Here is a 21,795-nt window from a genome sequence, read left to right as displayed (position 1 = left end):
CACGAACTCGGCTCGCGAAAGCAAAACCTATCGCAACCCGGGGTTCATAGGTGTTTCAGCAGCTCATTATAGACCATGTCGCCGCGCTGGCCGTTGGCCATCACGATCTTGCCGCGCCGGGATTTCGGGTCGACGAAGTAAACCGCGCGAAAGCCCCAGTTGGCGCCGTCATGATGGACCAATCCCTTGGGGCTGATGAAAACGCCGAGCCCCGCGTCCGCATGCACGGCCGTCATCATCTGGCGCGCCAGATCCTGAGGCAGGAAGGCACCCGGCCGGCCTTCGGCGGAGTCCAGCATCATCATCAGCATGCGCGCGAGGTCGCCCGGCGTCGACCACAGGCCGGCCGCCGCCATCTCGGGATAGATGAAGTAGTCCATGCGGATGACATCGCCATCGATCGTGTGGCCCGAGGCGAGCTTGCCTTTGATCGACTGCAAGGGTTGCCGCATGCTCGAGTTCGACATGCCGAGAGGCTGGAGGACGCGCCGCTCGACGATTTCATCATAGGGCGCTCCTTCCATATCCGAGGCAAGCTTCTGCAGAATGATGACACCGCCGCCCGAATAGCGATAGGCGCCGGGCGGCGCTATCACTTTGATCCGTTCCGTGTTTGCCGGGGCAACGCCGTCAAGAATCTCATCCAGCCGTGGGATAACGTCATCTCTTTGATATCCCGGAAAGCCCGCAACCGTGGTGCCGCCGGTATGCGACAGCAGCATCCTTATGGTGACCTTGTCCGACGCCTCGCCGGTGAGCCGCCAACCGGACAAGTGCTTGTTCACAGGGTCATCGAGATTGAGCTTTCCGTCGCGCACCAGGCTCAGGACGCAAAGCGCATTGGCGGTCTTGCTGAGAGAGGCCGCCTGAAACCGCGTCTCGGGCGTCACCTTGGTGCTGTCGACCTGCCGCTCTCCATAGGCCGCCTGGAGCTTGATGCGATCACCTTCGAAGGTCGCGAAGCTCACGGCGGGGACATTGTATTTGCGCAGCAGAGTGGCGATTGCTTTTGCTGACAACGGCTTCGCGGCGCGGGCAGGAGAGCCTCCGCTCGCCAGCAAGCTCGACGCACCTATGAGGAAGCCGCGACGCGTCACGCGGCTCCAGTTCCGTCCCTTCACCTCAGTCCGCCTCGCCCCTGGCAATACCCTTCTCCAGCAGAGCGACTTTGTCAGCGCTTAGCAAGGGCTTAAAGTTGGTCGCTATCAGGGCTTGGCCGCGGTTTCGGGCGACTTCGCAGGGATCGATTTCGGCACGCGCTTCGCTGTGATCTTTCCCGCCGGATCGATTGGATTTCCTTTGGGATCCGTCATGGCGACATAGACATGGTTCGGCACTTCGGGCGGATAGGCCGGGTGCACATCCTGGGCATGGCCGATGATCGTCTCACCCGCCTTGACATTGTAGCGGGTGCCAGCTTTGAGCGCCTGCTCGACTTCTGGCGTCAGCCGGACGAACGAGATGGTCGAGCGGTAGTCCTTCTCATTGCGAAGAACCAGCCCGGTTAGACCATTGCGCGGATCCTGCTCCTTCTCCACCCAGCCGTCGATCGTCGCATAGATCGGCTCGTCCACCTTGGTCAGATATTCGGTGCCGCCGGCAAAGACGAGCCCGGTCTTGTCGAGCCGGTCGGTCAGGAAGGGTCCACCACCACCCTTCTGGCAGCACGGCCTGATCTCGCCGGTCTTGGTGGGCGGCTTCAGATCCTTGTCCGCATCGGGAAAGGGCACACCCAGTCTGGAATTGGGCGCCAGGAAAATCCGGAAACCGTGTACGTCGCGATCGTCGGTCTCGGCTTCGGTCAAGTCCTTGTTCTTCACATAGGCGGCGAAGCCACTTAATTGCCTGTCGCGGTCGGAAAGCGCCTGATCGGTTTCGTCACCGCGATATTTCTTGGCGGGTTTCTTGGGATCATAGGCATAAGGGCCCTGCTTGTCGCGCCCAACCCGGGCATTGACGTGGCAGTCCCGGTCGGAAGTGACCTCGCAATAACCGCGCTCCAGATCACGGCCGAGCCTGCGGGCGCCACGGCCGATCGCCTCTCCGGCATCCTCGACACCTTCCTTGACCGCGCGGCCGGCCTTTGTCGCGCCACGCTCAATCGCCTGGCCGGTCTTGCGGGCTCCCGTCCCTATATCGCCCAACATATCGGCGCGGGCGGGAGGAGCGTGCAGGCCAGAGACGATGACAAGCGCGGCGCAGCCGAGAGCGAGACGATAGAGGGGCATCGGTGTCTTACCTTTCAACGGACGATGGCGGCGGGTGAGCTACATCTCCACTATTGCAATCAATGTCGCAACGGCATGCAAGTTCCATCATCCATATGTTGTGGAAGTAATTTGGTAACCGCCTATTGCGTTTCCGGTTTGTTTCCGTAGAGGAACCTTAATGCTAGCGATACACTTTGAGGAGAAGTCGATTGGTCAGTGGTGAGTATCATGGCAGTTCCCGGCCGTGCCTATTGGAAAGGCTTCCTCCGTCTCTCGCTCGTCTCCATCGGTGTGGCCGTCTACAACGCGGTCGATACGACCTCGGAAATCAAATTCAATCAGATCCATAAGCCGACCGGCAAGAGGATCAACTACACCAAGACGGTGAAAGGCATCGGCCCCATCGACAATGCCGATATCGTCAAGGCCTATGAGGTCGATGAAGACACCTACGTGACACTTGAGCCGGAGGAGCTCGAGGCGATCAAGCTCGAAAGCAAGAAGACGCTCGATCTGCAGCTGTTCGTCGACGCCAATGAAATCGACCCGCGCTATTTCGAGCGTCCCTATTACATCGTGCCGGTCGACGAGCATGCGGTCGAAGGCTATCTCGTCATCCGCGACGCGCTCAAGAAGAGCGGCAAGCTGGGCGTCGGCCAGGTTACCATGTCGGGACGCGAGTATCTCGTGGCCGTCGGTCCTCTCGATAAGGGCCTCGGCATGCATGTGATGCGCTACGCCAATGAGATCAGATCGGCCGGGCAGTATTTTTCCGACTTGCCCGATCAGAAGCTCGACGCCGAGATGGTGACGCTCGCGGGCGAATTGATCGGCCGCAAGGCATCGGCCTTCAAGCCGGAGCAATACAAGAACCATTATGCGGCGAAACTCCAGGAGCTGGTGCGGGAAAAGGCCCTTGGACACAAGATCGTCGTCGGCAAGGATGAGCGTCCCTCCGGCAGCAATGTCGTCGATCTCATGGATGCGCTCCGGCGCAGCGTGAAGGACGATAAGGTGGCGAAGCCGGCCGGCGATGTGGCGAAGGGTGGCGGCCAGAAGTCCTCGGCGAAAAAGAAGGCCGGCGGCGGGCGCCGTTAGCGCATGAATGCCGGCGCAACGCTCGCAGGATAGGAAAGCCAAGAAAACCGCCGGGCGCCTCGATCCTTATCGAGCCAAGCGCGATTTCACCAAGACAACGGAGCCGCATGCCAAGATCAAGCGCGAGAAGGCTTGGCGATTTGCGGTGCAGCGACATGAGGCGCGCCGTCTCCATTTCGATCTGCGATTGGAACTCGATGGTGTGCTCAAGAGCTGGGCCGTCGCCAGGGGCATTAGCATGGTACCGGGCGTCAAGCGGCTGGCAGTCGAGACCGAGGATCATCCGCTCGACTATCTGACCTGGGAAGGCACCATTCCCAAGGGCGAATATGGCGGCGGCACGATGATCGTGTGGGACAGAGGCACTTGGCTCGCCCAGGGCGACCCGCGCGAAGGCCTGAAGAAGGGCAAGCTCATCTTTGCGCTCAACGGCGAAAGACTGAAAGGCCACTGGCATCTGGTGCGCATGAAACGAAAGCCCGGCGAAGCGAAGGACCAATGGCTGCTGTTCAAGGGCGACGACGACTATTCCATCGGCGCGGCCGACCCGGAACCGGTGGCGACCGAGCTCACTTCCGTCATTTCCGGTCTCACCAATGAGGATCTGGCGCGGCGCAATGAGGTCCGTCCCGATCATAGAGCGCGCGAGAAGATCAGGCGCGCCACCGGCTCGAAGGCCTCGGATTACAGCAGGCTCGAAGGCGCCAGGAAGACCATTCTGCCAGTGTTCATCGAACCCGCCTTGGCCGAAGAGCGGGATGGACCGCCCAATGGCAAGGGGTGGCTGCACGAGATCAAACATGACGGCTATCGCATGCAGGCCAGGATCGACGGCGGCAAGGTCAAGCTCCTCACGCGCACCGGACTCGACTGGACAAAGCGCTTCCCCACCATCGCCAAGGCCCTCACACAACTGCCGCTGAGCTCAGGCCTGCTCGACGGCGAGATCGTCGCGCAGGAAGACAATGGCGTGTCCACTTTCGCCGCGCTGCAGAGTGATCTCAAGAACGGGCGGCGCGATCGTCTCGCCTATTTCCTGTTCGATCTCCTCTATTGCGAGGGCGTCAACCTCACCAAAGTGGCTCTGAAGGACCGAAAGGCGGCGCTCGAGACGCTGTGCCGCGCCATTCCCGCGACTTCGCCTCTGCGCTACAGCGCGCATATGGATGAGGGCGACAGCCGCACCATTTTCGCCCATGCCTGCCGGATGGGGCTCGAAGGCCTCGTCTCGAAGCGGGCCGACGCGCCCTATCGCAACGGCCGCAACGAAAGCTGGATCAAGAGCAAATGCGCGTTGAGCCAGGAATTCGTCATCATCGGCTATGTGCCCTCCTCCACCTCGCGGCAGGCGGTCGGCTCGCTGATTCTGGGTTTCTATGAGGGCAAAGAGCTTGTCCATGCCGGGCGCGCCGGCACCGGTTTCACCGACGAGACCGCATTGGCGCTCAGAAGCGGGCTTGCGACGATCGAAACGAAGCAGCCTCCATTCAAGCGGCCAGTAGACAAGGCGTCGCTGCAGAATGTGCGCTGGGTCGAGCCAAGATTCGTGGCCGACATTCAGTTCAGAGGCTGGAGCCCCGAAAAGCTTCTGCGCCAGGCCGCCTTCAAGGGCCTGCGCGAAGACAAGGCACCGCATGAGGTCACGCTGGAAATTCCGCAGGGCAAGACGATGAAACAGGCAAAGCGTGCAACGAGCGACGTCCGGTTGACCCATCCCGACCGCATCCTCTGGCCCGACGACGGCATCACCAAGCAAGGGCTCGCCGAGTTCTACAGCGACATCGCCGAGTGGATCCTGCCGCATATCACCGGGCGGGTGTTGAGTCTCGTGCGCTGTCCGGGCGGCGTCGGAAAATCCTGCTTCTATGCCAAGCATGTCTGGGACGGCGCCGACAAGGCGCTCCTGCCCATCGATGTCGGCGAGGCCGAGCCGATGCTCGCCATTCGCGATCTCGACGGGCTGATAGCACTGGTGCAGGCCAATGTGCTGGAGATCCATCCCTGGGGCTCGCGCGTCGAAACGCTCGAAAAGCCGGATCGCATCATCTTCGATCTCGATCCCGGCGAAGATGTTGCCTGGGAAGACGTCATTGCCGGCGCCCTCGAGGTCAAGCAACGCCTCAAGGCGGTCGGTCTGGAGAGCTTTGTCAAGACGACCGGCGGCAAGGGTCTGCATGTGGTGAGCCCGCTCACCCCCAGAGCCGATTGGGAAGCGGCGAAGGAGTTCACCCGAAAGCTCGCCGAGGCGATGGCGGCGGATAATCCCCGCAAATATCTGGCGGTGATGACCAAGGCGCGGCGCAAGGGCCGCATCTTCGTCGATTATCTGCGCAACGGGCGGGGCGCGACCGCGGTGGCGGCCTATTCGACACGGGCACGGACAGGTGCGGCGGTCTCGGTGCCGCTCACCTGGAAGGAGCTCGAGACCGGCATCCGCGCCAACCATTTTACCATCGACAATCTTCGCCAGCGGCTGAGCCACCGCCGACGCGATGCGTGGGCCGGCTTCTTCGAGATCAAGCAGAAGCTGCCCGCATCCTAGCTACGTAGCAGCGCCGCCACGAAGCGCTTCAGGCTCGTTTCGACATAACGCCTCACATCGTCCTTGGGTTCGAAGCCCCACCAGAGCAGCGAACCCTGCCAGTGCGACGCCATGAGCAGCCCCATATCCCGGGGCGTCCCGGCGATGCCGGCGAAACAGTCATCGAGCGCCTTGGAGAGGGCTCGCCGCCAATTGGCGCCGCGCGCCCTGAGCAGCGGATCGCTTAGATCCTCGCGCAGGACAAGCAATCCCCTGGCATAGGCCTCGATGCCGCCATAGCTTCCGGAAAGCGCCGTCAGCAACTTGACCGCGCCGGCGGGCGTCTTCGGCATCTGGGTGGAAAGCTCGGCGGTGCGCGCATCGAGCTTGTCCCAGGCATAGAGCAACGTCGCCTGCTTGAGCCCGTCCTTGCTCTTGAAGCGCTGGACGAGCGTGGCGGGCGCCAGGCCGCAATATTGTGCGAGCCCTGCGAAAGTCAGCGCTTCCGGTCCCTCCTCATGGATGAGCCGGTGCGCGGTCGCGAGCACATCGGCATCGGTCTGCGTTTTCGGTCTTGCCATCTTGACTCTCATTTATAAACGAATGATCATTTATAAATCAAGATCGAATTCAACCAGTGGAGCGTTCATGACCTTGCACGGAAAAGTCGCCCTTGTTGCCGGGGCCACGCGCGGCGCCGGCCGCGGCATCGCCATCGAGCTCGGCGCGCAAGGCGCCACCGTCTATGTGACGGGACGCTCCACGCGCCAACAGAAATCTGACTATCAGCGGCCAGAAACCATAGAGGAAACAGCCGAGCTCGTTGAGGCGGCCGGCGGCACTGGGATCGCCGTCGCGGTCGACCATCTCATCCCTGAGGCTGTCGAGCAACTGGTGGGGCGCATCCGCACCGAACAAGGTCGCCTCGATATCCTGATCAATGACATATGGGGCGGCGAACTCCTCTTCGAATGGAACAAGCCGGTCTGGGAGCACAATCTCGACAATGGTCTCAAGCTCCTGCGTCGCGGCATCGATACGCATCTCATCACCGCGCATTACGCCTTGCCGCTTCTGATCGGAAACAAAGGCGGGCTTCTCGTCGAAGTGACGGATGGGACCGCTGAGTACAATGCCGAGCACTACCGGCTCTCGCCCTTCTATGATCTCGCCAAGGTCGCGGCGAACCGAATGGCCTGGACGCACGCCAAGGATCTGGCGCCACATGGTGCAACCGCGGTGTCGGTCACGCCGGGCTGGCTTCGTTCGGAGATGATGCTCGATGCCTATGAGGTCACGGAAGCGAACTGGCGGGATGCCACACGGAAGGAACCGCATTTCATCATCTCGGAGACACCGCGTTTTGTCGGGCGCGGCATCGCCGCGCTCGCTGGCGATCCCGAAAAGGCCCGCTTCAACGGCCAATCCCTGTCGAGCGGCGGGCTGGCCCGGATCTATGGCCTCACCGATCTCGACGGCTCATGTCCCGATGCCTGGCGCTATGTCGTTGAAGTCCAGGATGCCGGGAAGCCAGCGGATGCGACAGGCTATCGCTGAGGCAGAAGATCGGCCAGATAGTAGGAAATGAGCGATTCCTCCTCGCGCCAGGCCACCGGCATCCTGCTGATGATGGCCGCCATGCTGTCGATCCCGGTGGTCGACGGCATTGCCAAATATCTGAGCGCCGCCTATTCGCCGCTCTTTCTCGGCTGGGCGCGCTATGCGGTGGCGGGGCTCATCGTGCTGCCCATCGCGGCTTTGCGCAACGGCCGCAACATCTTTCCGGCCGAGCGGCGCGGATCGCATCTTCTGCGCACCCTCTTCCTCGTCGTATCGATGACGCTGTATTTCCTGGCGCTGGCGCGCATACCTCTCGCCACCGCCATCAGCGCCTTTTTCATCGGACCGATCGTCGCGGTAGTGCTGTCCATCTTCGTCCTTAAGGAGCGCATGACCTGGCCCAAGGGTGTCAGCCTCGCTCTCGGCTTCATCGGAGCCATCGTCATTCTGAGGCCCGGCGCCGCTCTCAATCCCGGCATATTGCTGGCCTTCGGCGCGGGCCTGTGTTTCGCGCTTTATCTGATCGCGACGCGCTGGGCCTCGCAGGGCAGCGACCCGATCAAGACACTCGCCTTCCAATGCGTGGTCGGCACGCTGCTGCTGACGCCGCAGGCCATCGCCACCTGGTCAAGCCCGCAGTGGAGCGTTCTCGGCTTCTTTTTATGTCTCGGTCTTTTCTCCGCATTCAGCCACATGATGTCCATCGCGGCCTTCCGCTTCGCCGAAGCATCGCTGCTGGCGCCGCTCGTCTATCTGGAACTGCTCGGCGCGGCGCTCATCGGCTACTACGCCTTTGGCGAGATTCCCGACGCCTTCACGATGGTCGGCGCCGGGTTCATCATCGCGGCAGGGCTGATCCTGCTGAAGCGTATCCGCTAGACCTTCAGCAGCTCCTCGAGGCGATCCCAGGTCTCGACGGCGCCGCCCTCGGCTCCCGACTGCAGCATGCCGTCGCGCGCCGCGAGCGTCTGGAAGACGGAGCGCGCCGTCACCTTCGTCGCAGCGCCCGCATCCTCGAAGTCGACAGTCTCCAGAAGCACATGCTCGGGCATCATCTCGAACTCGAATGTCCGGACCAACCTTTCGGGCGCCCGGCTTTCATGAAACACGCCGCGGAAGGCATATTCATTGCCGGCCGGGTCGCGCTGAACATAACGCCACAGTCCGCCATGGCGCGGCTCGAGCTTGTCGACAACGGTCGTGAGGGAACGCGGTCCCCACCATTTGGGGATCGCCAGGGGATCGACATAGGCGCTGAACACCTTGGCCCGCGGCGCGGCGAAGCTGCGGACCATGATAATCTCTTGCTTGCCAGGCTCGGCAATGAACTCAGTCTTACTCATCAAATACCACTCCGTTGTTGAATTGCAGAACTAGCGGGTAAGGAACTCGTCAAGGCGATCGAAGCTCTCTTCCCAGAAAGCGCGATAGTCCCATACCCAGTCGGCAGCCTCCTTGAGCGCCGCCGGTTCGAGCCGGCATGGGCGCCATTGCGCGCGGCGCGTCTGCGACACGAGCCCGGCGCGCTGCAGCACCTTGAGATGCTTGGAAACGGTGGGCAGCCGTAGATCAAAGGGTTCGGCAAGCTCATTCACCGTGACCTCGCCCAGGGCGAGGCGCGCCAGAATGGCCCGGCGCGTCGGATCCGCGAGGGCATGAAATGTGAGACTGAGCTGATCCATCCATTATTCTCCCAATCAGCTAATTAGCTAAATGGAAGAATAATGGAACTTTGCTCCTTGTCAACAGGATGAGTCCGCAGCCTCCAAAGGAGGCTCCGGGACCGCGGGTTCCCCCTAAAGTATTGGCCTTTCAGGTCATCTTGGAAAATGCCGGAACCAAAGCAGCGAGCGGACGTTGGTATGTGAGCTCCGCGCCCCGAGACGGCCTGGAGGCTCTTCCCCTCTTTTCCAAAATGGAGACGATCATGACCAATCGTAATCCGCAAGATCCCAAGATGCAGGACCCCAAACACGTGCAGGGTCAGAAGCCGAAGGAGGATCAACGCGAGAAGCAGCATCAGGCTGAGAATCCGGACCGGAACAAGCAGCAGGGCGGGTTCGATCCCAACAAGGATCGCCAGCAGGGCAGCCCGGATCCGATCCGTCAGCCGGACCAGAGCCGCTAGCAATTTCCAGGGGCGCCCTCACGGGCGCCCCTTCTTACAGGGCAATTGAACACTAGACGGCAACACCGCGGCCATATCATGAGCGCCACTCTGCAAATGAAGTTCGCACAAGCGACATCCTGGGTCGCTCGGCAGGCCGGAACGCCGACCACCTTCGCCATGGCCGTGCTGCTCATCGTCATATGGGCGGTTTCGGGGCCATTCCTCGACTATTCCGACGTGTGGCAGCTCACCATCAACACGGCCACGACCATCGTCACCTTCCTCATGGTCTTCATCCTGCAGAACTCGCAGAATCGCGACACGGAAGCGCTGCAGATCAAGATCGACGAGCTCATCCGCGCCAATATCGGCGCCGAAAACGCGCTGCTCGATCTCGAGAGCATGCCGCAAGATGATCTCGATTCTTTCCGCGATCATTATCGCAAGCTTGCGGAGCATGCGCGCAGCCGGGGCTTCGATCTCGCCTCGGTCATTGCCGGGATGGAAGCTGAGCACGCGATCGATGAGCGCAAGAAGCGCCCGCACAACAGCGCAAAGAAGAAACGCAAGAGCAAGTCCACGCCGCGCCGGCGGAACCTCCCACGTGAAGAGGCGTTAGCATCGTGACGACCACGATCAGAAGGAGTGTAATGATGAAAAGACTTGCCCTGCCGGCAATCTCGCTCGCGGCTCTTTTGGCGAGCGGGATCGCTTTTGCGCAGACCACCCCGGATCAGCAGCCTGCGCAGGATATGCAACAGAAACAGGATTGCGTCGCGAATCCACAGGCTGAGGGCTGCCCGACGCAGCCGCAGGCGCAACAGCCGGCCGCACCGGATGCAACGGCAACGGATTCGGCGGCGGCTCAGAGCGTCACCATCGACGCCAGCAAGGCCATGCTCGCCACGAGCGTCATCGGCAGCAGCGTCTTCACGGCGGCCGATGAGAATATCGGCGACATCAATGATCTGATCGTCGACAATAACGGCACCGTCCAGGCAGCGGTCGTCGGCGTCGGCGGTTTCCTCGGTATGGGCGAGAAGGACGTAGCCGTGCCACTGAACAAGCTCAATATGACGCGCGACGATAGCAATGCGATCAAGCTCACGATCGCGGCTTCGCGCGAGGAGCTCGAAAACGCACCGGCGTTCGACAAGACTCTGTTCATAGTCAAGTCGCCTGCGCCCGACACGACCCTGCCCACAAGTCCGGGCGGATCGTCGACCACGACTCCTCAGCAGTAACAATGGCCGTCCGGCGGACCTATTGTCCGCCGGACTTTTCCACCAGAGGGCGTGAGACAAAGTGGTTCGTATAGAGTAAAATGCCGTGCTTTCCAGTGGCAGACTGCAAGCGAGCAACGTGCGACAGACGGCAAAAAGCACCAAAGCGGGAAAGAAGGGACGTGCCGCGCCGGCGGCAGCGATGCCCGAGGATATCGCCATGGCGGCGAACCTGTCTGGCGCCATGCTCTATCACCAGGACAGCGATCTCAAATATGTATGGATCAACAATCCTCCGTCCGGCTACTTGCCGGCGCAATTCGTCGGGCTGACCGACGAGGACATATATTCGTCCGAGACAGTGAACATCATTGTGCCGGCCAAGCGCAAAGCCCTGGAAAGCGGTGAAACGCAGACCGTCGAATTCCAGATGCCGGTCGACGGCAAACCCAGATGGTTCGAGCTGCGCATTTCGGCCATCAGCAAGCCGCGAGGGCGCAAAGGCCTTCTATGTGCGGCGATCGACATCGGCGAACGCAAGCAGACCGAATATCATATGCGTGTTCTCCTGCTCGAGCTGGCGCATCGATCCAAGAACCTGCTCGCGGTCATCCAGGGCATCGCCAATCGTACCGCGCAGACATCGTCGACCATCGATGAATTCAACCAGCGATTCTCCGGACGCCTGATGTCGCTGTCGCGCGCCCATGACATTCTCACCGATGAGAACTGGCGGGGCGCTGCGATGAGTGAACTCATCCGCACCCAGGTGCTGCTGTTCGCCGGCAAGGCGGCGGAGCGGGTGCACTACAAGGGCGATCACGTGTCGCTGCGGCCATCGGCGGCACAGCACGTGGCGCTCGCGCTCTATGAGCTGACCGCCAATGCGCTGAAATTTGGCGCGTTGTCGGGTGAAACAGGCGAAGTCGAAATCAGTTGGTCACTGTCGCGCAGCGCCGCCGCCGGCGCGACCTTTCAGATACTGTGGATGGAGAAGGCCGGCCCCAAGGTGAACCCGCCGAATACACGGCATTTCGGTCGCGTGCTGCTCGAGGAAGTCGTGCCGCTGTCTGTGCAAGGCAAAGCGAAGCTCAGCTTCACGCCGGAGGGAATCAGCTACAGCCTCACCATGCCGCAAAGCGAATTGATCTGAAACCTCGGAACCATCGCGCCGCAATTCCGTTGTTATAGGAGCGGGCGTCTTCGTTGCGCTCATCACCGTTATTTCCTGAAATCACATGGAGGACCCCATGAACTGGGATCAAATCGAAGGCAATTGGAAGATCTTCAAGGGCCAGGCCCAACAGCAGTGGGGCAAGCTCACCAGCGACGATCTCGATGTCATCGCCGGCAACCGCGAAGAGCTGGTCGGCCGCATCCAGAAAACCTACGGCATCGCGCGCGAGGAAGCCGAGAAACAGGTCGTTCTGTGGGAGAAGGACAGGAAGGTCTTCTGATCATTCGCTGATCATGCATCGGGCGTCGGCTGGAACCGGCGCCCGATTTGCGTCTGATCTCTCAGGCCGCCAGGGCGTCTTTGCCGAAGTCCAGCTGCACGCGCGTTCCACGGCGGGGACCGGAGGGGCGCACGTAATCGCGGCTCAGTCGGGCGCGCAGGCTCACGGACAGCGCGTCGGTGATCTGACTGCCGAGGCCGGTCCTGTTGCTGTCTTCATCATAGCCGGTCCCATCGTCCTCTATGGTGAGACGCAAAGGCTTCTTGTCGCGATCTCCCTCCAGTTTCACCACGATAGCGACCGGCCCCGTGCCGGCATGCTTGATGGCATTGGTGATCGCCTCGGTGACGATCACCCCCATGCTCACGGCGTCATGACTCGGCGTCACCACCTCATCGGCGGTGAGGGTGATGGTGGCGCGGTCGTTGCCGGCCATCGACAAGCGCAGGTCCTGAAGCAGGCTGACGAGAAACTGATTGACCTCGACGAGATCGTTGCTGCCGCTCAAGCGAACACGCCGCTGCGCCGAGGCGATGGCATGAACCGAGCCGCGCACCGATTCGATGATATCCTTCGCTTCCTGACTCTCGACCCGCGCACCATGCATGCCGAGAAGCGAGGAGACGATCTGCAGGCTGTTGCCGACCCGATGATTGAGATCGGCCAGCAGCGCCTCGGCACGGTCCTTCTCGCGCTGGATCTCGGCTTTGGCGGTCTCGAGCTCGTTAGTCCTCTGGCGAACGCTCATCTCGAGCTGAGTGTTGAAGGCGGACAGGACACGTTCGCTGGCCTTGAGCAGATTGACCCTTCGGCGCAACCCGAGCAATGCGCCGACGCAGAGTGCCGCCGAGAGCAGGAAGGATGTCACCGATCCCGCCGCCAACCACCGGCGACCGCTTTCACTGTCGCTCAGGTTTATTTCCTGCTTGATGGTCGCGCTGCCGGCGATCTGACCCAGCAGATTGCCCATTTCCGAGAGCGACGCCTCGTTCGCGCGATTGAATTCGGCATCATAGGCGAAATCGATGCCGTGCGCCCGACGCGCCGCTACGGCATCCTGGAAACGTCGCTGCCTCGCCGCCAGCCTGTCCTCGATCACCTCGATGACTCCGGCATAACGGGGAGAACCTCGCATCAAAGCGGCAAGCTCGGAGGACCTGTCCTTCAGAGTCTCGGCGGCACGGGCATGGGTGGCGAGTGCTGCCTCATCGCCGGTGATGATGAAATTCTTGGCGGCGATCTCTTCGCCCTGCACGGCATTGAGCAGCTCGAGGCTGGCGACGCGAACATCATTCGCCTCGCTGGCGAGCGCATTGCGGTAGGACGTCTGCCAGGTCAGATAGGTGGAAAAGGCGGCCACGAGCAACAGGAGGCCTAGACCCACGAGAAGCGCCGCGCTGCTTGCTTCCTCGCGCATGCGCCAAAAGCTCCGCTTGGTGAGAAGCGTTCCGATGCGGCTTGCCGCAGACACGTGTCGCACTTCCTTCCGGCCGGGAACCCTGCCGCCTTCCCGGCATTATATTAAACAACATTGTGAAAGGGTGCAGCAATGACAAATTCCGTCGTCAACAAGGCGATTGCCGATGCGTCACAAGTGTTCGCCACGCCCATGGAGGTGGTGGAGGCAGCAGATCTTTCACGAGAAGAGAAAATCAAGATCCTGAAGAACTGGGAGCTCGACGCCCGACGGCTGGTTTCCTCCGGAGACGAGAACATGGCGCAAGAGCGCGGTCCGGGTCGCAGCCGATTGCCGGAAGTCCAGGCGGCGCTGCGCGCCCTCGATGTCGCACCGGCTGCATCCACCTAACCACTCCCTCTACGCCTGCGACCAAACGAAAATTCAATGGCCGCCAACGGGCGGCCATTGATCTGTGCGAAAACGTCATGTTGGGCTTCGCGCTGCCAGCTATTCGGATTTGCCGGAGGTACCGCCCTGGCGCAGGGCCGAGAAAGTCGCCTCAGCCGTGGGATCCGGACCGATATCGGCGGTGCTCTCGATATTCAGGCGCTTGGCCAGATGGGTGCGGGCGCGGTTGACGCGACTTTTGATCGTGCCGATCGCGACGCCGCAGATCTTTGCCGCATCCTCATAGGAAAAGCCCGAGGCGCCGACGAGAATAAGCGCTTCGCGCTGGTCGTCGGGAAGCTTCTGCATGGCGGCCTTGAAATCGGCCATGTCGAGATGGCCATACTGAGCCGGATGGGTGGCCAGGGTCGCCGAGTAGCGGCCCTCGACGTCCTCGATCTCGCGGCGGCGTTTGCGGATCTCGGAATAGTAGTGGTTGCGCAGGATGGTGAAGAGCCAGGCCTGCAGGTTGGTGCCCTCCTCGAACTTGTCGAGATTGGACCAAGCCTTGACAATAGTCTCCTGCACAAGATCGTCGGCAAGGTCGGTGCGCCCGCATAGCGAGACCGCGAAAGCGCGCAGAGAACGCACCGACTGCAGCATCTCATCGGTTATTTGCGGCGTCAGTTTCATTCCTTGGCACGACCTTCGAGCTTGGCCAAAAGATCAAGTATCTCTTTCGGCAGCGGTTCGGCCGCGATCTCGTCATAAACGGCCTTCAACTTCCGGCCGATATGAACCTGGACCTGTCGGTCGAGCACGGGCTTTGTTCCTGATTTGAAGGAGCGACCTAATCCCGCCGCCCCGGTTTCATCTTTCGACATCTATGATTTCGGCCTGCCTCAGCAGCACCCCTTCTGATTGTTATCCAGCACCACATCCTCATAACTCCCACCCCCCCGCCAGGTTTCCTAGGGGCGGAAAATTTTTTTGGGGTCTAGGAACCAAACACCACCACCGACGTTAATAGGAACCAGTTATTGCTGAGAAACGCGGCAGAGGATCAGGGAACGGCATGCCCATAGCACAGAAAATTTCCCCACATATTCCGTACCTTAGACGTTACGCCCGGGCGCTGACCGGGAACCAGAAGTCAGGCGACGCCTATGTCGCGGCGACGATCGAGTCGTTGCTCACGTCGCCCGACTCCTTCAATTCAGAATTAAATCCTAAAGTTGCCCTCTATCAGGTCTTCACCAAGCTGTGGCGTTCTCTCAGCATCAACCGGCAGAAGTCAGGCGCCGCATCGTTTGACCATGACATCGACAGCCGGCTCGATGTCATCACGCCCCCGGCGCGCCAGGCTTTTCTCCTTCTGTCGATCGAGGATTTCACGAATGAAGAGGCGGCCGCCATTCTCGGCGTCAGCGAAAAGGAGCTCGACGCCCTTATGGCGCAGGCTGGCCGCGAGATCGCCGAGCAGATCGCGACCGACATCCTGATCATCGAGGACGAACCCATCATCGCGATGGATATCGAGCATATCGTGCGCTCGCTCGGTCACGAGGTGGCAGGTATTGCCCGCACCCACAATGAGGCTGTGGCCATTGCCCGCAAGGGCGGCATCGGCATGGTGCTGGCCGATATCCAGCTCGCCGACGGCAGTTCGGGCATCAATGCGGTGAACGAGATCCTGCGCGACATCGAATTGCCGGTCATCTTCATCACCGCCTATCCGGAACGCCTGCTGACCGGCGAACGGCCCGAACCGACCTTCCTCATTACCAAGCCGTTCCAGCCGGAGACGGTGAAGGCGGTGATCAGCCAGGCCTTGTTCTTCGAATCGGCCGCCCACACGCTGACCCGGCAGAGCGCCTGAACAGATCGTAATCCTGGGGGCCCAATCCCGCATTGACGAAGACGGTCCATTGATCCTAGCTTTGCCTTTTAGCGGCCCGAATCCCAGGGGCCGCAAGAGGGCGTATGCCTGTGTGATGGCTATTCTTGAACAGACGACCATAATCGGCCGCAAGGCCTCAAAAGAAGTTCGTCGCCAGCAACTGATCGAAGCCACCATCGATGTGATGGCGCGCAAGGGCTATTCGGGCACCACCATGTTCGATGTCGCCAAGGCGGCAGGACTTTCGAGCGGCATCGTCAATTTCCATTTCGAGACCAAGGAAAAGCTCCTGGTCGAGACGCTCAAATACCTGGCCGAGGAGTATCGCGGCAACTGGCACAAGGCGCTGAACACCGCGAGCGACGATCCAGCCGACCAGCTCATTTCGCTTCTGTTCTCCGATTTCAATCCGGAGATCTGCGCGCCGCGCAAGCTTTCCGCCTGGTGCGCCTTCTGGGCCGAGGCACAGAGCCGGCCGACCTATCTCGAACATTGCGGATCGAATGACGAGGAATATTCGGCGATCGTCCTCGATCTGTGCCGCCAGATCATAAAAAAAGGCCGCTATCCGTTGTCGCCCGAACTCATCGCACGCGCCCTCGACGCGCTGCTCGAAGGTCTATGGCTTGATCTCATGACGATGGCCAAGCCCTATTCGCTCGACGACGCCAAACAGACGATCGCCGCCTGTCTTCATGCTTTCTTTCCCAAGCATTATTCCGCACCGGGAGAAAAAGCCAAGACTGAATCCTCTTGAGAGCCCGTTGGGCCCGAACTATGATTGAACAGTCATTCAATGAACCGGCCGTCAGAGCCGGCAATTAGGGAGTAGACAATGTCGATCACCAGACGCACCGCACTTCAGCTCATCGGCGGCACGATTGTCGCCGCGCCCTTCGTCAGAAGGGCCAAGGCCGAGGAAGGCAAGGTTCATGTCTACAACTGGGTAGACTATATCGGCGAGACCACGCTCGAGGACTTCAAGAAGGCCACCGGAATTGAAGTCGTCTACGACACCTACGACTCGGCCGAGACCGTCGAGGCCAAGGTCATGGCCGGATCGACCGGCTATGACGTCATCGACATAGCTTCCACAAATCTGCCCCGTTTCATTCCGGGTGGCGCCTTCGAGAAACTCGACAAATCCAAACTGCCCAATATCGTCAATCTGGATCCGGAGATCATGAAGGTCCTCGCCGATCGCGATCCGGGCAATGAATATGCGATTCCCTATATGTGGGGCACCGTCGGCACCACCTATAATGTCGACATGGTGAAGGAGCGGCTGCCCAACGCCGATTTCACGTCGCTCGATCTACTCTTCAAGCCGGAGAATATCTCGAAGCTCGCCGATTGCGGCATCAACATGCTGGAAAGCCCCGGCGACATCATGCCCATGGTGCTCAAATATCTCGGCCGCGACCCCGATTCCGACAAGCAGGAGGACTATGACGCTGTAGTCGAGGCTTTCAAGCCGATCCGGCAATATATCAAGAGCTTCGACTCGGCGAATTATCTGAACGCGCTGCCCAACAAGGAGCTCTGCGTCTCAGGCACCTGGTCGGGCGATTATGCGACGGCAGCAACCCGCGCGAAGGAGGCCGGCGTCGACATCAAGCTCCAATATGAAGTGCCGGCGACCGGCTCGCCCGCCTGGTTCGACGTGATGGTCATTCCCGCCGACGCGCCCAATAAGGAGGCCGCCTACAAGTTCCTCAACTTCCTGATGGATCCGGAAGTCATCGCCAAGTGCACGAACTTCACCAACTACGCCAACGCCAATATCGCGGCGAAGCAGTTCGTCGACAAGAGCGTGCTGGAGGATCCGGCCGTCTATCCGAGCGATGATATCAAGAAGACCCTCTTCGTGCCCAAGATGCTGTCGCAGCAGGGCGAGCGGCTACGCACCCGCGCCTGGAACAGGATAAAGTCGGGCTCATAACCCTTCTGCAGCGGAACCCGGTATCGCAAGATGCCGGGTTTTCGCGTTCAGGCGACAGGAGCGCAGCAATGTATGGACGTCGAAACGAAGTCCCGCGAAAGCAGCCACCATAGCGAACAGCCCTGGCTCGATCCGAAAGCCAACCCCTTTATCCGCATCCAGGGCGTCACCAAGAAATTCGGTGACTTCACCGCGGTCGACAATGTCAGCCTCGACATCTACAAGGGCGAGCTCTTCGCGCTGCTCGGCGGATCGGGCTGCGGCAAGACCACGCTGCTACGGATGCTGGCCGGCTTCGAGACGCCGACCGCCGGTCATCTTTATCTCGACGGCCAGGATATGACGGAAATTCCGCCCTATCAGCGGCCCGTCAATATGATGTTCCAGTCCTATGCGCTGTTCCCGCATATGACAGTGGAGAAGAATGTCGGCTACGGCCTCAAGCACGAGGCGATGACTGATGCCCAGCGCAAGGAGCGCATCAAGGAGCTCCTCGATCTGGTGAAGCTGACGCCGCTCGCCGGGCGCAAGCCGCATCAGCTTTCGGGCGGTCAGCGTCAGCGCGTGGCGCTCGCACGCTCGCTCGCCAAGCAGCCCAAGGTGCTGCTGCTCGACGAGCCCTTGGGCGCCCTCGACAAGAAGCTGCGCGAACAGACGCAGTTCGAGCTCATGAATATCCAGCACAAGCTCGGCGTCACCTTCATCGTCGTCACCCATGACCAGGAGGAAGCGATGACGCTGGCCACCCGCATAGCGGTGATGGATCAGGGTCTCATCCGCCAGATCGGCACGCCGACCGAGATCTACGAATTTCCGAGGACACGCTTCGTCGCCGACTTCATCGGCTCTATCAACATCTTCGACGGCGAGGTGAAATCCACGACAAAGAACAAGGTCATCGTGAGTACGCCGGCTTTGGGCGCCGATGTGACCGTCGAGCATGCGGGCGACCTGCCCACCGAGAACGCCAAGGTCTCGATCGCGGTGCGGCCTGAGAAAATCTCGATCGAACGCAAGAAGCCGGGCGCCAAGGCGGCCGGCAACGCGATTGCCGGCAAAGTCATCGATCTCGGCTATTTCGGCAAGGATTCGCTCTATCGGGTGAAGCTCGCCTCAGGCACGCTGGTGCGCGTCAATGCGGTGAACAGCCGGCGAGCCGGCGAGAATGAACGCGTGGCGGTGTGGGAGGACGACGTCTGGCTCACATTCGCGCCCTCCTCCGTCATCATCCTGACGGAGTAGCCCATGGCCGCGCTCGCCCCTGCTACCACGACGACGCAAGGCCAGGAGAGCCACCTGCCGAAAGCCCATGGCTTGAGGCAATGGCTCGACCGCGAGGCCTGGCGCCAGGCAATCATCGCCATCCCCTATCTGTGGCTCCTGATCTTCTTCATCGCGCCCTTTTTCATCGTGCTGGCGATCAGCACCGGCACCGCGCAGCTCGGTCTCCCGCCGGTTATCTGGAAGGAGACATTTCCCTACGGGACAAGCGACAATTATCTCTTCCTCACCCAGGATGCCATTTATTGGCAGGGATATCTCAACTCGCTCAAGCTCGCGGCGATCTCGACCTTTTTCGCTCTTCTCATCGGCTATCCGATGGCGCTCGGCATCGCGCGCGCCTCGGGCGCCTGGCGCAATGTGCTGCTGCTCCTGGTGATCCTGCCCTTCTGGACCTCGTTTCTCCTGCGCGTCTATGCCTGGATCGGACTCCTCGGCAACACCAGCTGGTTCAATCGCGGCCTGACCTCGATCATCAACACCTTCTTTCCCTTCTGGGCAGGCGGCGGCGACCACATACAGATGATGAACACGAATTTCGCCGTCGTGCTCGGCATAGTCTATTCTTATCTGCCGTTCATGATCCTGCCGCTCTATGCGACGCTCGAAAAGCTCGACCGCACCCTCGATGAGGCGGCGATGGATCTCGGCTCCAAGCCCTGGCAGGTTTTCCGCGACATCACCTTGCCGCTCTCGATACCGGGCATGATCGCCGGCGCCATGCTCGTCTTCATCCCGGCGACCGGAGAGTATGTGATCCCCTCGCTCATGGGCCGCGGCGACAGCCCGATGATCGGGCGCGTGCTGGCGGACGAGTTCTTTCAGAACCGCGACTGGCCGGTGGCCTCGGCCGTCGCCGTGGCGCTGCTCGCCGTGCTGGTCATCCCGATCATGATCTACAACTTCTTCCAGGCGCGCGAGGCGCGGAGGGCCGCGACATGAGGCGCCGTCCCTACTTCCTGATCTTCGCGCTGATCTTCGGCTATGCCTTTTTCTATGTGCCGATCGCCTCGATGATCTTCTTTTCCTTCAACAAGTCGAGGCTCGCCACGGTGTGGGGCGGCTTTTCGACGGAGTGGTACGGCAAGCTCCTCACCAACCAGCAGGTGCTCGACGCCGCCTGGCTTTCCTTGCGCATCGCCTTTGTCAGCGCCACCATCGCCACCATCCTCGGCACCATGGCGGGCATGGCGCTCGCCCGCTTCTCGCGCTTCCGCGGCCGCACGCTGTTTTCGGGGCTCGTCTCGGCGCCGCTGGTGATGCCGGAAGTCATCACCGGCATCTCGCTGGTGCTGTTCTTCATCGCGCTCAACGGCATGATCGGCTGGCCGACGCGCGGCTTCACCACCATCACGCTCGCCCATATCACTTTTTCGCTCTCCTATGTGACGGTGGTGGTACAGTCGCGCCTCGCCTCGATGGACCGGTCGGTCGAGGAAGCGGCGATGGATCTCGGCTCGAAGCCGTTGCGCGTGCTGTTCGACGTCACCTTGCCGATCATCGCGCCCGCCATCATCGCCGGCTGGCTTCTCTCCTTCACGCTCTCGCTCGACGATGTGGTGATTACAGCCTTCACGAACGGACCGGGTTCGACCACCTTGCCGCTCTATATCTTCTCGAAGGTACGTCTCGGCGTGACGCCGGACTTGAACGCTCTCGCCACCATCATCGTGGTCCTGGTAGGGAGCGGCGTCGCCATCGCCGGCTTGATCATGCAAAGGGCCGAGAAGAGGCGCGAACGCGACGTGCAGATGGCGATCGCAGCAAATAAATAGGAGAGCGTTTCAACGCTCGGCCCAAGCCGCCAGCAAGTCGGCCAATTCGGCGAGCGCTTCGGGGTGGCAGAGATTGGGATTGGCCAGATTCCGGCGCGGCCGGTACACGGCGCTGTTCGCCACCGCCTTGAGATCCGGCCAGCCCGGCCGCGCCGCGATGGGATGTTTCATCGAATTCGGGCAGCCATTGCAATCGAAGGCAAGGATCACGTCTGGCTGCGCTTCCCGAATGTCCTGGAAATCGATCCAGGCAACAGCATCGCCAGGCTTGACGAAGAGCGGCTCGCCGCCGCTCATGCGGATCAGTTCCGGCGCAAGGTACCCGCCCGCCATGATGAAACGCCCCGGATTGGCGAAGCGACATGCCGGTTCCGGATGATATTTGATGCACACACAATATTCGAACAGCACCGTCGGGCGGCGCGACGAAACGCTGCGCCGGGCGAGAACGCTTTCGCGCCGCACCGCCAGCTGCGCCACCATCTCCCGCGCCGCCTGCGGCTTGCCGAGAATCTCTCCGATCGCGGTAATCTGACGGTCGATATCCGCCAAGGTGCGGATGTCGAAGTTGACCGATGGCGCAGGCCAGTTTTCATGGGCGGCGAGCGGACCGGTTGCCGAAGCGAGGATCATGTCAGGGCGCAGCGCCTTCGCGCGCTCGCAATCTCCCGAGGGCCAGCCGCCGACCTCGGGCAGCGCCGCCCAGTGCTGCAAGCGACTTTCTATCGCTGGTCCCGAAAATCCCCAGATTTCGAGATAATCCCGAATGGACGGCAGACATAGGGACGTACGTCCGACAACGACATCGTCCGCGCCGAGCGCGAACAGGATCATCGAGACATTGGGAGCCAAGGAAAGCAGGCGCCGCGGTTCATCCATGCGCCGCGACATAACAGTTTTGTCAACGCCTGGCTCAGTCCGCGGCGAACAGT

25 protein-coding genes are annotated in these 21,795 nt (G+C 61.0%); 16 read left to right on the top strand and 9 right to left on the bottom strand.

Going from position 1 to position 21,795, the window contains the following annotated elements; translation table 11 throughout:
- Window positions 1-44: 44 nt before the first annotated feature.
- Both G5V57_RS17100 and G5V57_RS17095 read right to left on the bottom strand, forming a co-directional pair.
- Window positions 45-1,121, bottom strand: a complete 1,077-nt coding sequence (locus tag G5V57_RS17100) for a serine hydrolase (protein ID WP_165168800.1) — start codon at window positions 1,119-1,121, stop codon at window positions 45-47.
- An 84-nt stretch (window positions 1,122-1,205) separates the two neighbouring features.
- Window positions 1,206-2,228: a hypothetical protein gene (locus G5V57_RS17095; protein WP_165168799.1), complete on the bottom strand. Its 1,023-nt coding sequence runs from the start codon at window positions 2,226-2,228 to the stop codon at window positions 1,206-1,208.
- Between the two features lie 210 nt (window positions 2,229-2,438).
- Here G5V57_RS17095 and G5V57_RS17090 point away from each other — a divergent pair, with 210 nt between their 5' ends.
- The gene (locus G5V57_RS17090; RefSeq protein ID WP_165168798.1) at window positions 2,439-3,308 is read left to right on the top strand and encodes a Ku protein; all 870 of its coding nucleotides are present in this window, start codon (window positions 2,439-2,441) and stop codon (window positions 3,306-3,308) included.
- Between the two features lie 7 nt (window positions 3,309-3,315).
- Window positions 3,316-5,850 carry a DNA ligase D gene (ligD, locus tag G5V57_RS17085; RefSeq protein ID WP_165168797.1) on the top strand — a complete coding sequence of 845 codons (2,535 nt, stop codon included), beginning with the start codon at window positions 3,316-3,318 and terminating at the stop codon, window positions 5,848-5,850.
- On the opposite strand, the gene G5V57_RS17080 is transcribed toward ligD, so the two are convergent.
- The gene (locus G5V57_RS17080) at window positions 5,847-6,410 is read right to left on the bottom strand and encodes a TetR/AcrR family transcriptional regulator (protein ID WP_165168796.1); all 564 of its coding nucleotides are present in this window, start codon (window positions 6,408-6,410) and stop codon (window positions 5,847-5,849) included. The genes ligD and G5V57_RS17080 overlap by 4 nt on opposite strands.
- Before the next feature lie 67 nt (window positions 6,411-6,477).
- Between G5V57_RS17080 and G5V57_RS17075 the strand changes: the two genes are divergently transcribed.
- Window positions 6,478-7,386 carry an SDR family oxidoreductase gene (locus G5V57_RS17075; RefSeq protein ID WP_165168795.1) on the top strand — a complete coding sequence of 303 codons (909 nt, stop codon included), beginning with the start codon at window positions 6,478-6,480 and terminating at the stop codon, window positions 7,384-7,386.
- A 27-nt stretch (window positions 7,387-7,413) separates the two neighbouring features.
- Window positions 7,414-8,268: a DMT family transporter gene (locus G5V57_RS17070; RefSeq protein ID WP_165168794.1), complete on the top strand. Its 855-nt coding sequence runs from the start codon at window positions 7,414-7,416 to the stop codon at window positions 8,266-8,268.
- Here the strand turns inward: G5V57_RS17070 and G5V57_RS17065 are convergent.
- Entirely contained in the window at window positions 8,265-8,732 is a 468-nt protein-coding gene (locus G5V57_RS17065; protein ID WP_165168793.1) for an SRPBCC family protein, read from the bottom strand. The two genes, G5V57_RS17070 and G5V57_RS17065, sit on opposite strands and share 4 nt — an antisense overlap.
- Window positions 8,733-8,762: 30 nt before the next feature.
- Complete coding sequence (locus G5V57_RS17060) at window positions 8,763-9,071, bottom strand: helix-turn-helix transcriptional regulator (protein WP_165168792.1); 309 nt, start codon at window positions 9,069-9,071, stop codon at window positions 8,763-8,765.
- Window positions 9,072-9,316: 245 nt separating this feature from the next.
- Between G5V57_RS17060 and G5V57_RS17055 the strand changes: the two genes are divergently transcribed.
- The 5 genes from G5V57_RS17055 to G5V57_RS17035 all read left to right on the top strand — a co-directional run bounded on the left by G5V57_RS17055 (window position 9,317) and on the right by G5V57_RS17035 (window position 12,179).
- Window positions 9,317-9,517 carry a hypothetical protein gene (locus tag G5V57_RS17055; RefSeq protein WP_165168791.1) on the top strand — a complete coding sequence of 67 codons (201 nt, stop codon included), beginning with the start codon at window positions 9,317-9,319 and terminating at the stop codon, window positions 9,515-9,517.
- Window positions 9,518-9,595: 78 nt separating this feature from the next.
- A complete protein-coding gene (locus tag G5V57_RS17050; protein WP_206530056.1) occupies window positions 9,596-10,126 on the top strand; it encodes a low affinity iron permease family protein in 531 nt (176 codons plus the stop codon).
- Entirely contained in the window at window positions 10,123-10,743 is a 621-nt protein-coding gene (locus G5V57_RS17045) for a PRC-barrel domain-containing protein (RefSeq protein ID WP_165168789.1), read from the top strand. Before G5V57_RS17050 ends, G5V57_RS17045 begins: the two co-directional genes overlap by 4 nt.
- A 118-nt stretch (window positions 10,744-10,861) precedes the next feature.
- Window positions 10,862-11,875: a sensor histidine kinase gene (locus G5V57_RS17040; protein WP_165168788.1), complete on the top strand. Its 1,014-nt coding sequence runs from the start codon at window positions 10,862-10,864 to the stop codon at window positions 11,873-11,875.
- Window positions 11,876-11,972: 97 nt separating this feature from the next.
- The gene (locus tag G5V57_RS17035; RefSeq protein ID WP_165168787.1) at window positions 11,973-12,179 is read left to right on the top strand and encodes a CsbD family protein; all 207 of its coding nucleotides are present in this window, start codon (window positions 11,973-11,975) and stop codon (window positions 12,177-12,179) included.
- A gap of 61 nt (window positions 12,180-12,240) precedes the next feature.
- Here G5V57_RS17035 and G5V57_RS17030 read toward each other — a convergent pair whose 3' ends face one another.
- The gene (locus G5V57_RS17030) at window positions 12,241-13,650 is read right to left on the bottom strand and encodes a sensor histidine kinase (protein ID WP_165168786.1); all 1,410 of its coding nucleotides are present in this window, start codon (window positions 13,648-13,650) and stop codon (window positions 12,241-12,243) included.
- A 78-nt stretch (window positions 13,651-13,728) separates the two neighbouring features.
- Between G5V57_RS17030 and G5V57_RS17025 the strand changes: the two genes are divergently transcribed.
- Window positions 13,729-13,986, top strand: coding sequence for a hypothetical protein (locus G5V57_RS17025; protein ID WP_165168785.1), 258 nt, complete (start codon window positions 13,729-13,731; stop codon window positions 13,984-13,986).
- A 99-nt stretch (window positions 13,987-14,085) separates the two neighbouring features.
- Here G5V57_RS17025 and G5V57_RS17020 read toward each other — a convergent pair whose 3' ends face one another.
- Both G5V57_RS17020 and G5V57_RS17015 read right to left on the bottom strand, forming a co-directional pair.
- Window positions 14,086-14,658, bottom strand: a complete 573-nt coding sequence (locus G5V57_RS17020) for a sigma-70 family RNA polymerase sigma factor (protein ID WP_165168784.1) — start codon at window positions 14,656-14,658, stop codon at window positions 14,086-14,088.
- Window positions 14,655-14,786, bottom strand: a complete 132-nt coding sequence (locus tag G5V57_RS17015) for a NepR family anti-sigma factor (RefSeq protein ID WP_246737265.1) — start codon at window positions 14,784-14,786, stop codon at window positions 14,655-14,657. The genes G5V57_RS17020 and G5V57_RS17015 overlap by 4 nt, the downstream gene beginning before the upstream one ends.
- Window positions 14,787-15,040: 254 nt before the next feature.
- Between G5V57_RS17015 and G5V57_RS17010 the strand changes: the two genes are divergently transcribed.
- The 6 genes from G5V57_RS17010 (at window position 15,041) to G5V57_RS16985 (ending at window position 20,863) form a co-directional block, all read left to right on the top strand.
- The gene (locus G5V57_RS17010; RefSeq protein ID WP_165168782.1) at window positions 15,041-15,844 is read left to right on the top strand and encodes a response regulator; all 804 of its coding nucleotides are present in this window, start codon (window positions 15,041-15,043) and stop codon (window positions 15,842-15,844) included.
- A 115-nt stretch (window positions 15,845-15,959) separates the two neighbouring features.
- Window positions 15,960-16,622 (top strand): TetR/AcrR family transcriptional regulator, encoded by a 663-nt coding sequence (locus G5V57_RS17005; protein WP_165168781.1) that lies wholly within the window; start codon window positions 15,960-15,962, stop codon window positions 16,620-16,622.
- A 78-nt stretch (window positions 16,623-16,700) separates the two neighbouring features.
- Entirely contained in the window at window positions 16,701-17,807 is a 1,107-nt protein-coding gene (locus tag G5V57_RS17000) for a polyamine ABC transporter substrate-binding protein (RefSeq protein WP_165168780.1), read from the top strand.
- A gap of 72 nt (window positions 17,808-17,879) precedes the next feature.
- Window positions 17,880-19,049 (top strand): ABC transporter ATP-binding protein, encoded by a 1,170-nt coding sequence (locus G5V57_RS16995; protein ID WP_165168779.1) that lies wholly within the window; start codon window positions 17,880-17,882, stop codon window positions 19,047-19,049.
- Window positions 19,050-19,052: 3 nt separating this feature from the next.
- Window positions 19,053-20,030, top strand: a complete 978-nt coding sequence (locus tag G5V57_RS16990) for an ABC transporter permease (RefSeq protein WP_165168778.1) — start codon at window positions 19,053-19,055, stop codon at window positions 20,028-20,030.
- Window positions 20,027-20,863 (top strand): ABC transporter permease subunit, encoded by an 837-nt coding sequence (locus tag G5V57_RS16985; RefSeq protein WP_165168777.1) that lies wholly within the window; start codon window positions 20,027-20,029, stop codon window positions 20,861-20,863. The genes G5V57_RS16990 and G5V57_RS16985 overlap by 4 nt, the downstream gene beginning before the upstream one ends.
- A 9-nt stretch (window positions 20,864-20,872) precedes the next feature.
- On the opposite strand, the gene G5V57_RS16980 is transcribed toward G5V57_RS16985, so the two are convergent.
- Window positions 20,873-21,742: an ABC transporter substrate-binding protein gene (locus tag G5V57_RS16980; protein ID WP_165168776.1), complete on the bottom strand. Its 870-nt coding sequence runs from the start codon at window positions 21,740-21,742 to the stop codon at window positions 20,873-20,875.
- Window positions 21,743-21,795 lie beyond the last annotated feature (53 nt).

Source organism: Nordella sp. HKS 07 (assembly GCF_011046735.1).
Classification (GTDB): Bacteria; Pseudomonadota; Alphaproteobacteria; order Rhizobiales; family Aestuariivirgaceae; genus Taklimakanibacter.
Note: the sequence above shows the minus strand (reverse complement) of the source record. Positions and strands in the feature narration are given on the sequence as shown.

What these genes read in the sequence shown, in the direction of transcription:
- G5V57_RS17095 (WP_165168799.1), bottom strand. Translation starts at nt 2,228, where the DNA reads ATGCCCCTCTATCGTCTCGCTCTCGGCTGCGCCGCGCTTGTCATCGTC.
- G5V57_RS17090 (WP_165168798.1), top strand. Translation starts at nt 2,439, where the DNA reads ATGGCAGTTCCCGGCCGTGCCTATTGGAAAGGCTTCCTCCGTCTCTCG.
- ligD (WP_165168797.1), top strand. Translation starts at nt 3,316, where the DNA reads ATGCCGGCGCAACGCTCGCAGGATAGGAAAGCCAAGAAAACCGCCGGG.
- G5V57_RS17080 (WP_165168796.1), bottom strand. Translation starts at nt 6,410, where the DNA reads ATGGCAAGACCGAAAACGCAGACCGATGCCGATGTGCTCGCGACCGCG.
- G5V57_RS17075 (WP_165168795.1), top strand. Translation starts at nt 6,478, where the DNA reads ATGACCTTGCACGGAAAAGTCGCCCTTGTTGCCGGGGCCACGCGCGGC.
- G5V57_RS17070 (WP_165168794.1), top strand. Translation starts at nt 7,414, where the DNA reads ATGAGCGATTCCTCCTCGCGCCAGGCCACCGGCATCCTGCTGATGATG.
- G5V57_RS17065 (WP_165168793.1), bottom strand. Translation starts at nt 8,732, where the DNA reads ATGAGTAAGACTGAGTTCATTGCCGAGCCTGGCAAGCAAGAGATTATC.
- G5V57_RS17060 (WP_165168792.1), bottom strand. Translation starts at nt 9,071, where the DNA reads ATGGATCAGCTCAGTCTCACATTTCATGCCCTCGCGGATCCGACGCGC.
- G5V57_RS17055 (WP_165168791.1), top strand. Translation starts at nt 9,317, where the DNA reads ATGACCAATCGTAATCCGCAAGATCCCAAGATGCAGGACCCCAAACAC.
- G5V57_RS17050 (WP_206530056.1), top strand. Translation starts at nt 9,596, where the DNA reads ATGAGCGCCACTCTGCAAATGAAGTTCGCACAAGCGACATCCTGGGTC.
- G5V57_RS17035 (WP_165168787.1), top strand. Translation starts at nt 11,973, where the DNA reads ATGAACTGGGATCAAATCGAAGGCAATTGGAAGATCTTCAAGGGCCAG.
- G5V57_RS17025 (WP_165168785.1), top strand. Translation starts at nt 13,729, where the DNA reads ATGACAAATTCCGTCGTCAACAAGGCGATTGCCGATGCGTCACAAGTG.
- G5V57_RS17020 (WP_165168784.1), bottom strand. Translation starts at nt 14,658, where the DNA reads ATGAAACTGACGCCGCAAATAACCGATGAGATGCTGCAGTCGGTGCGT.
- G5V57_RS17010 (WP_165168782.1), top strand. Translation starts at nt 15,041, where the DNA reads ATGCCCATAGCACAGAAAATTTCCCCACATATTCCGTACCTTAGACGT.
- G5V57_RS17005 (WP_165168781.1), top strand. Translation starts at nt 15,960, where the DNA reads ATGGCTATTCTTGAACAGACGACCATAATCGGCCGCAAGGCCTCAAAA.
- G5V57_RS17000 (WP_165168780.1), top strand. Translation starts at nt 16,701, where the DNA reads ATGTCGATCACCAGACGCACCGCACTTCAGCTCATCGGCGGCACGATT.
- G5V57_RS16995 (WP_165168779.1), top strand. Translation starts at nt 17,880, where the DNA reads ATGGACGTCGAAACGAAGTCCCGCGAAAGCAGCCACCATAGCGAACAG.
- G5V57_RS16990 (WP_165168778.1), top strand. Translation starts at nt 19,053, where the DNA reads ATGGCCGCGCTCGCCCCTGCTACCACGACGACGCAAGGCCAGGAGAGC.
- G5V57_RS16985 (WP_165168777.1), top strand. Translation starts at nt 20,027, where the DNA reads ATGAGGCGCCGTCCCTACTTCCTGATCTTCGCGCTGATCTTCGGCTAT.
- G5V57_RS16980 (WP_165168776.1), bottom strand. Translation starts at nt 21,742, where the DNA reads ATGGATGAACCGCGGCGCCTGCTTTCCTTGGCTCCCAATGTCTCGATG.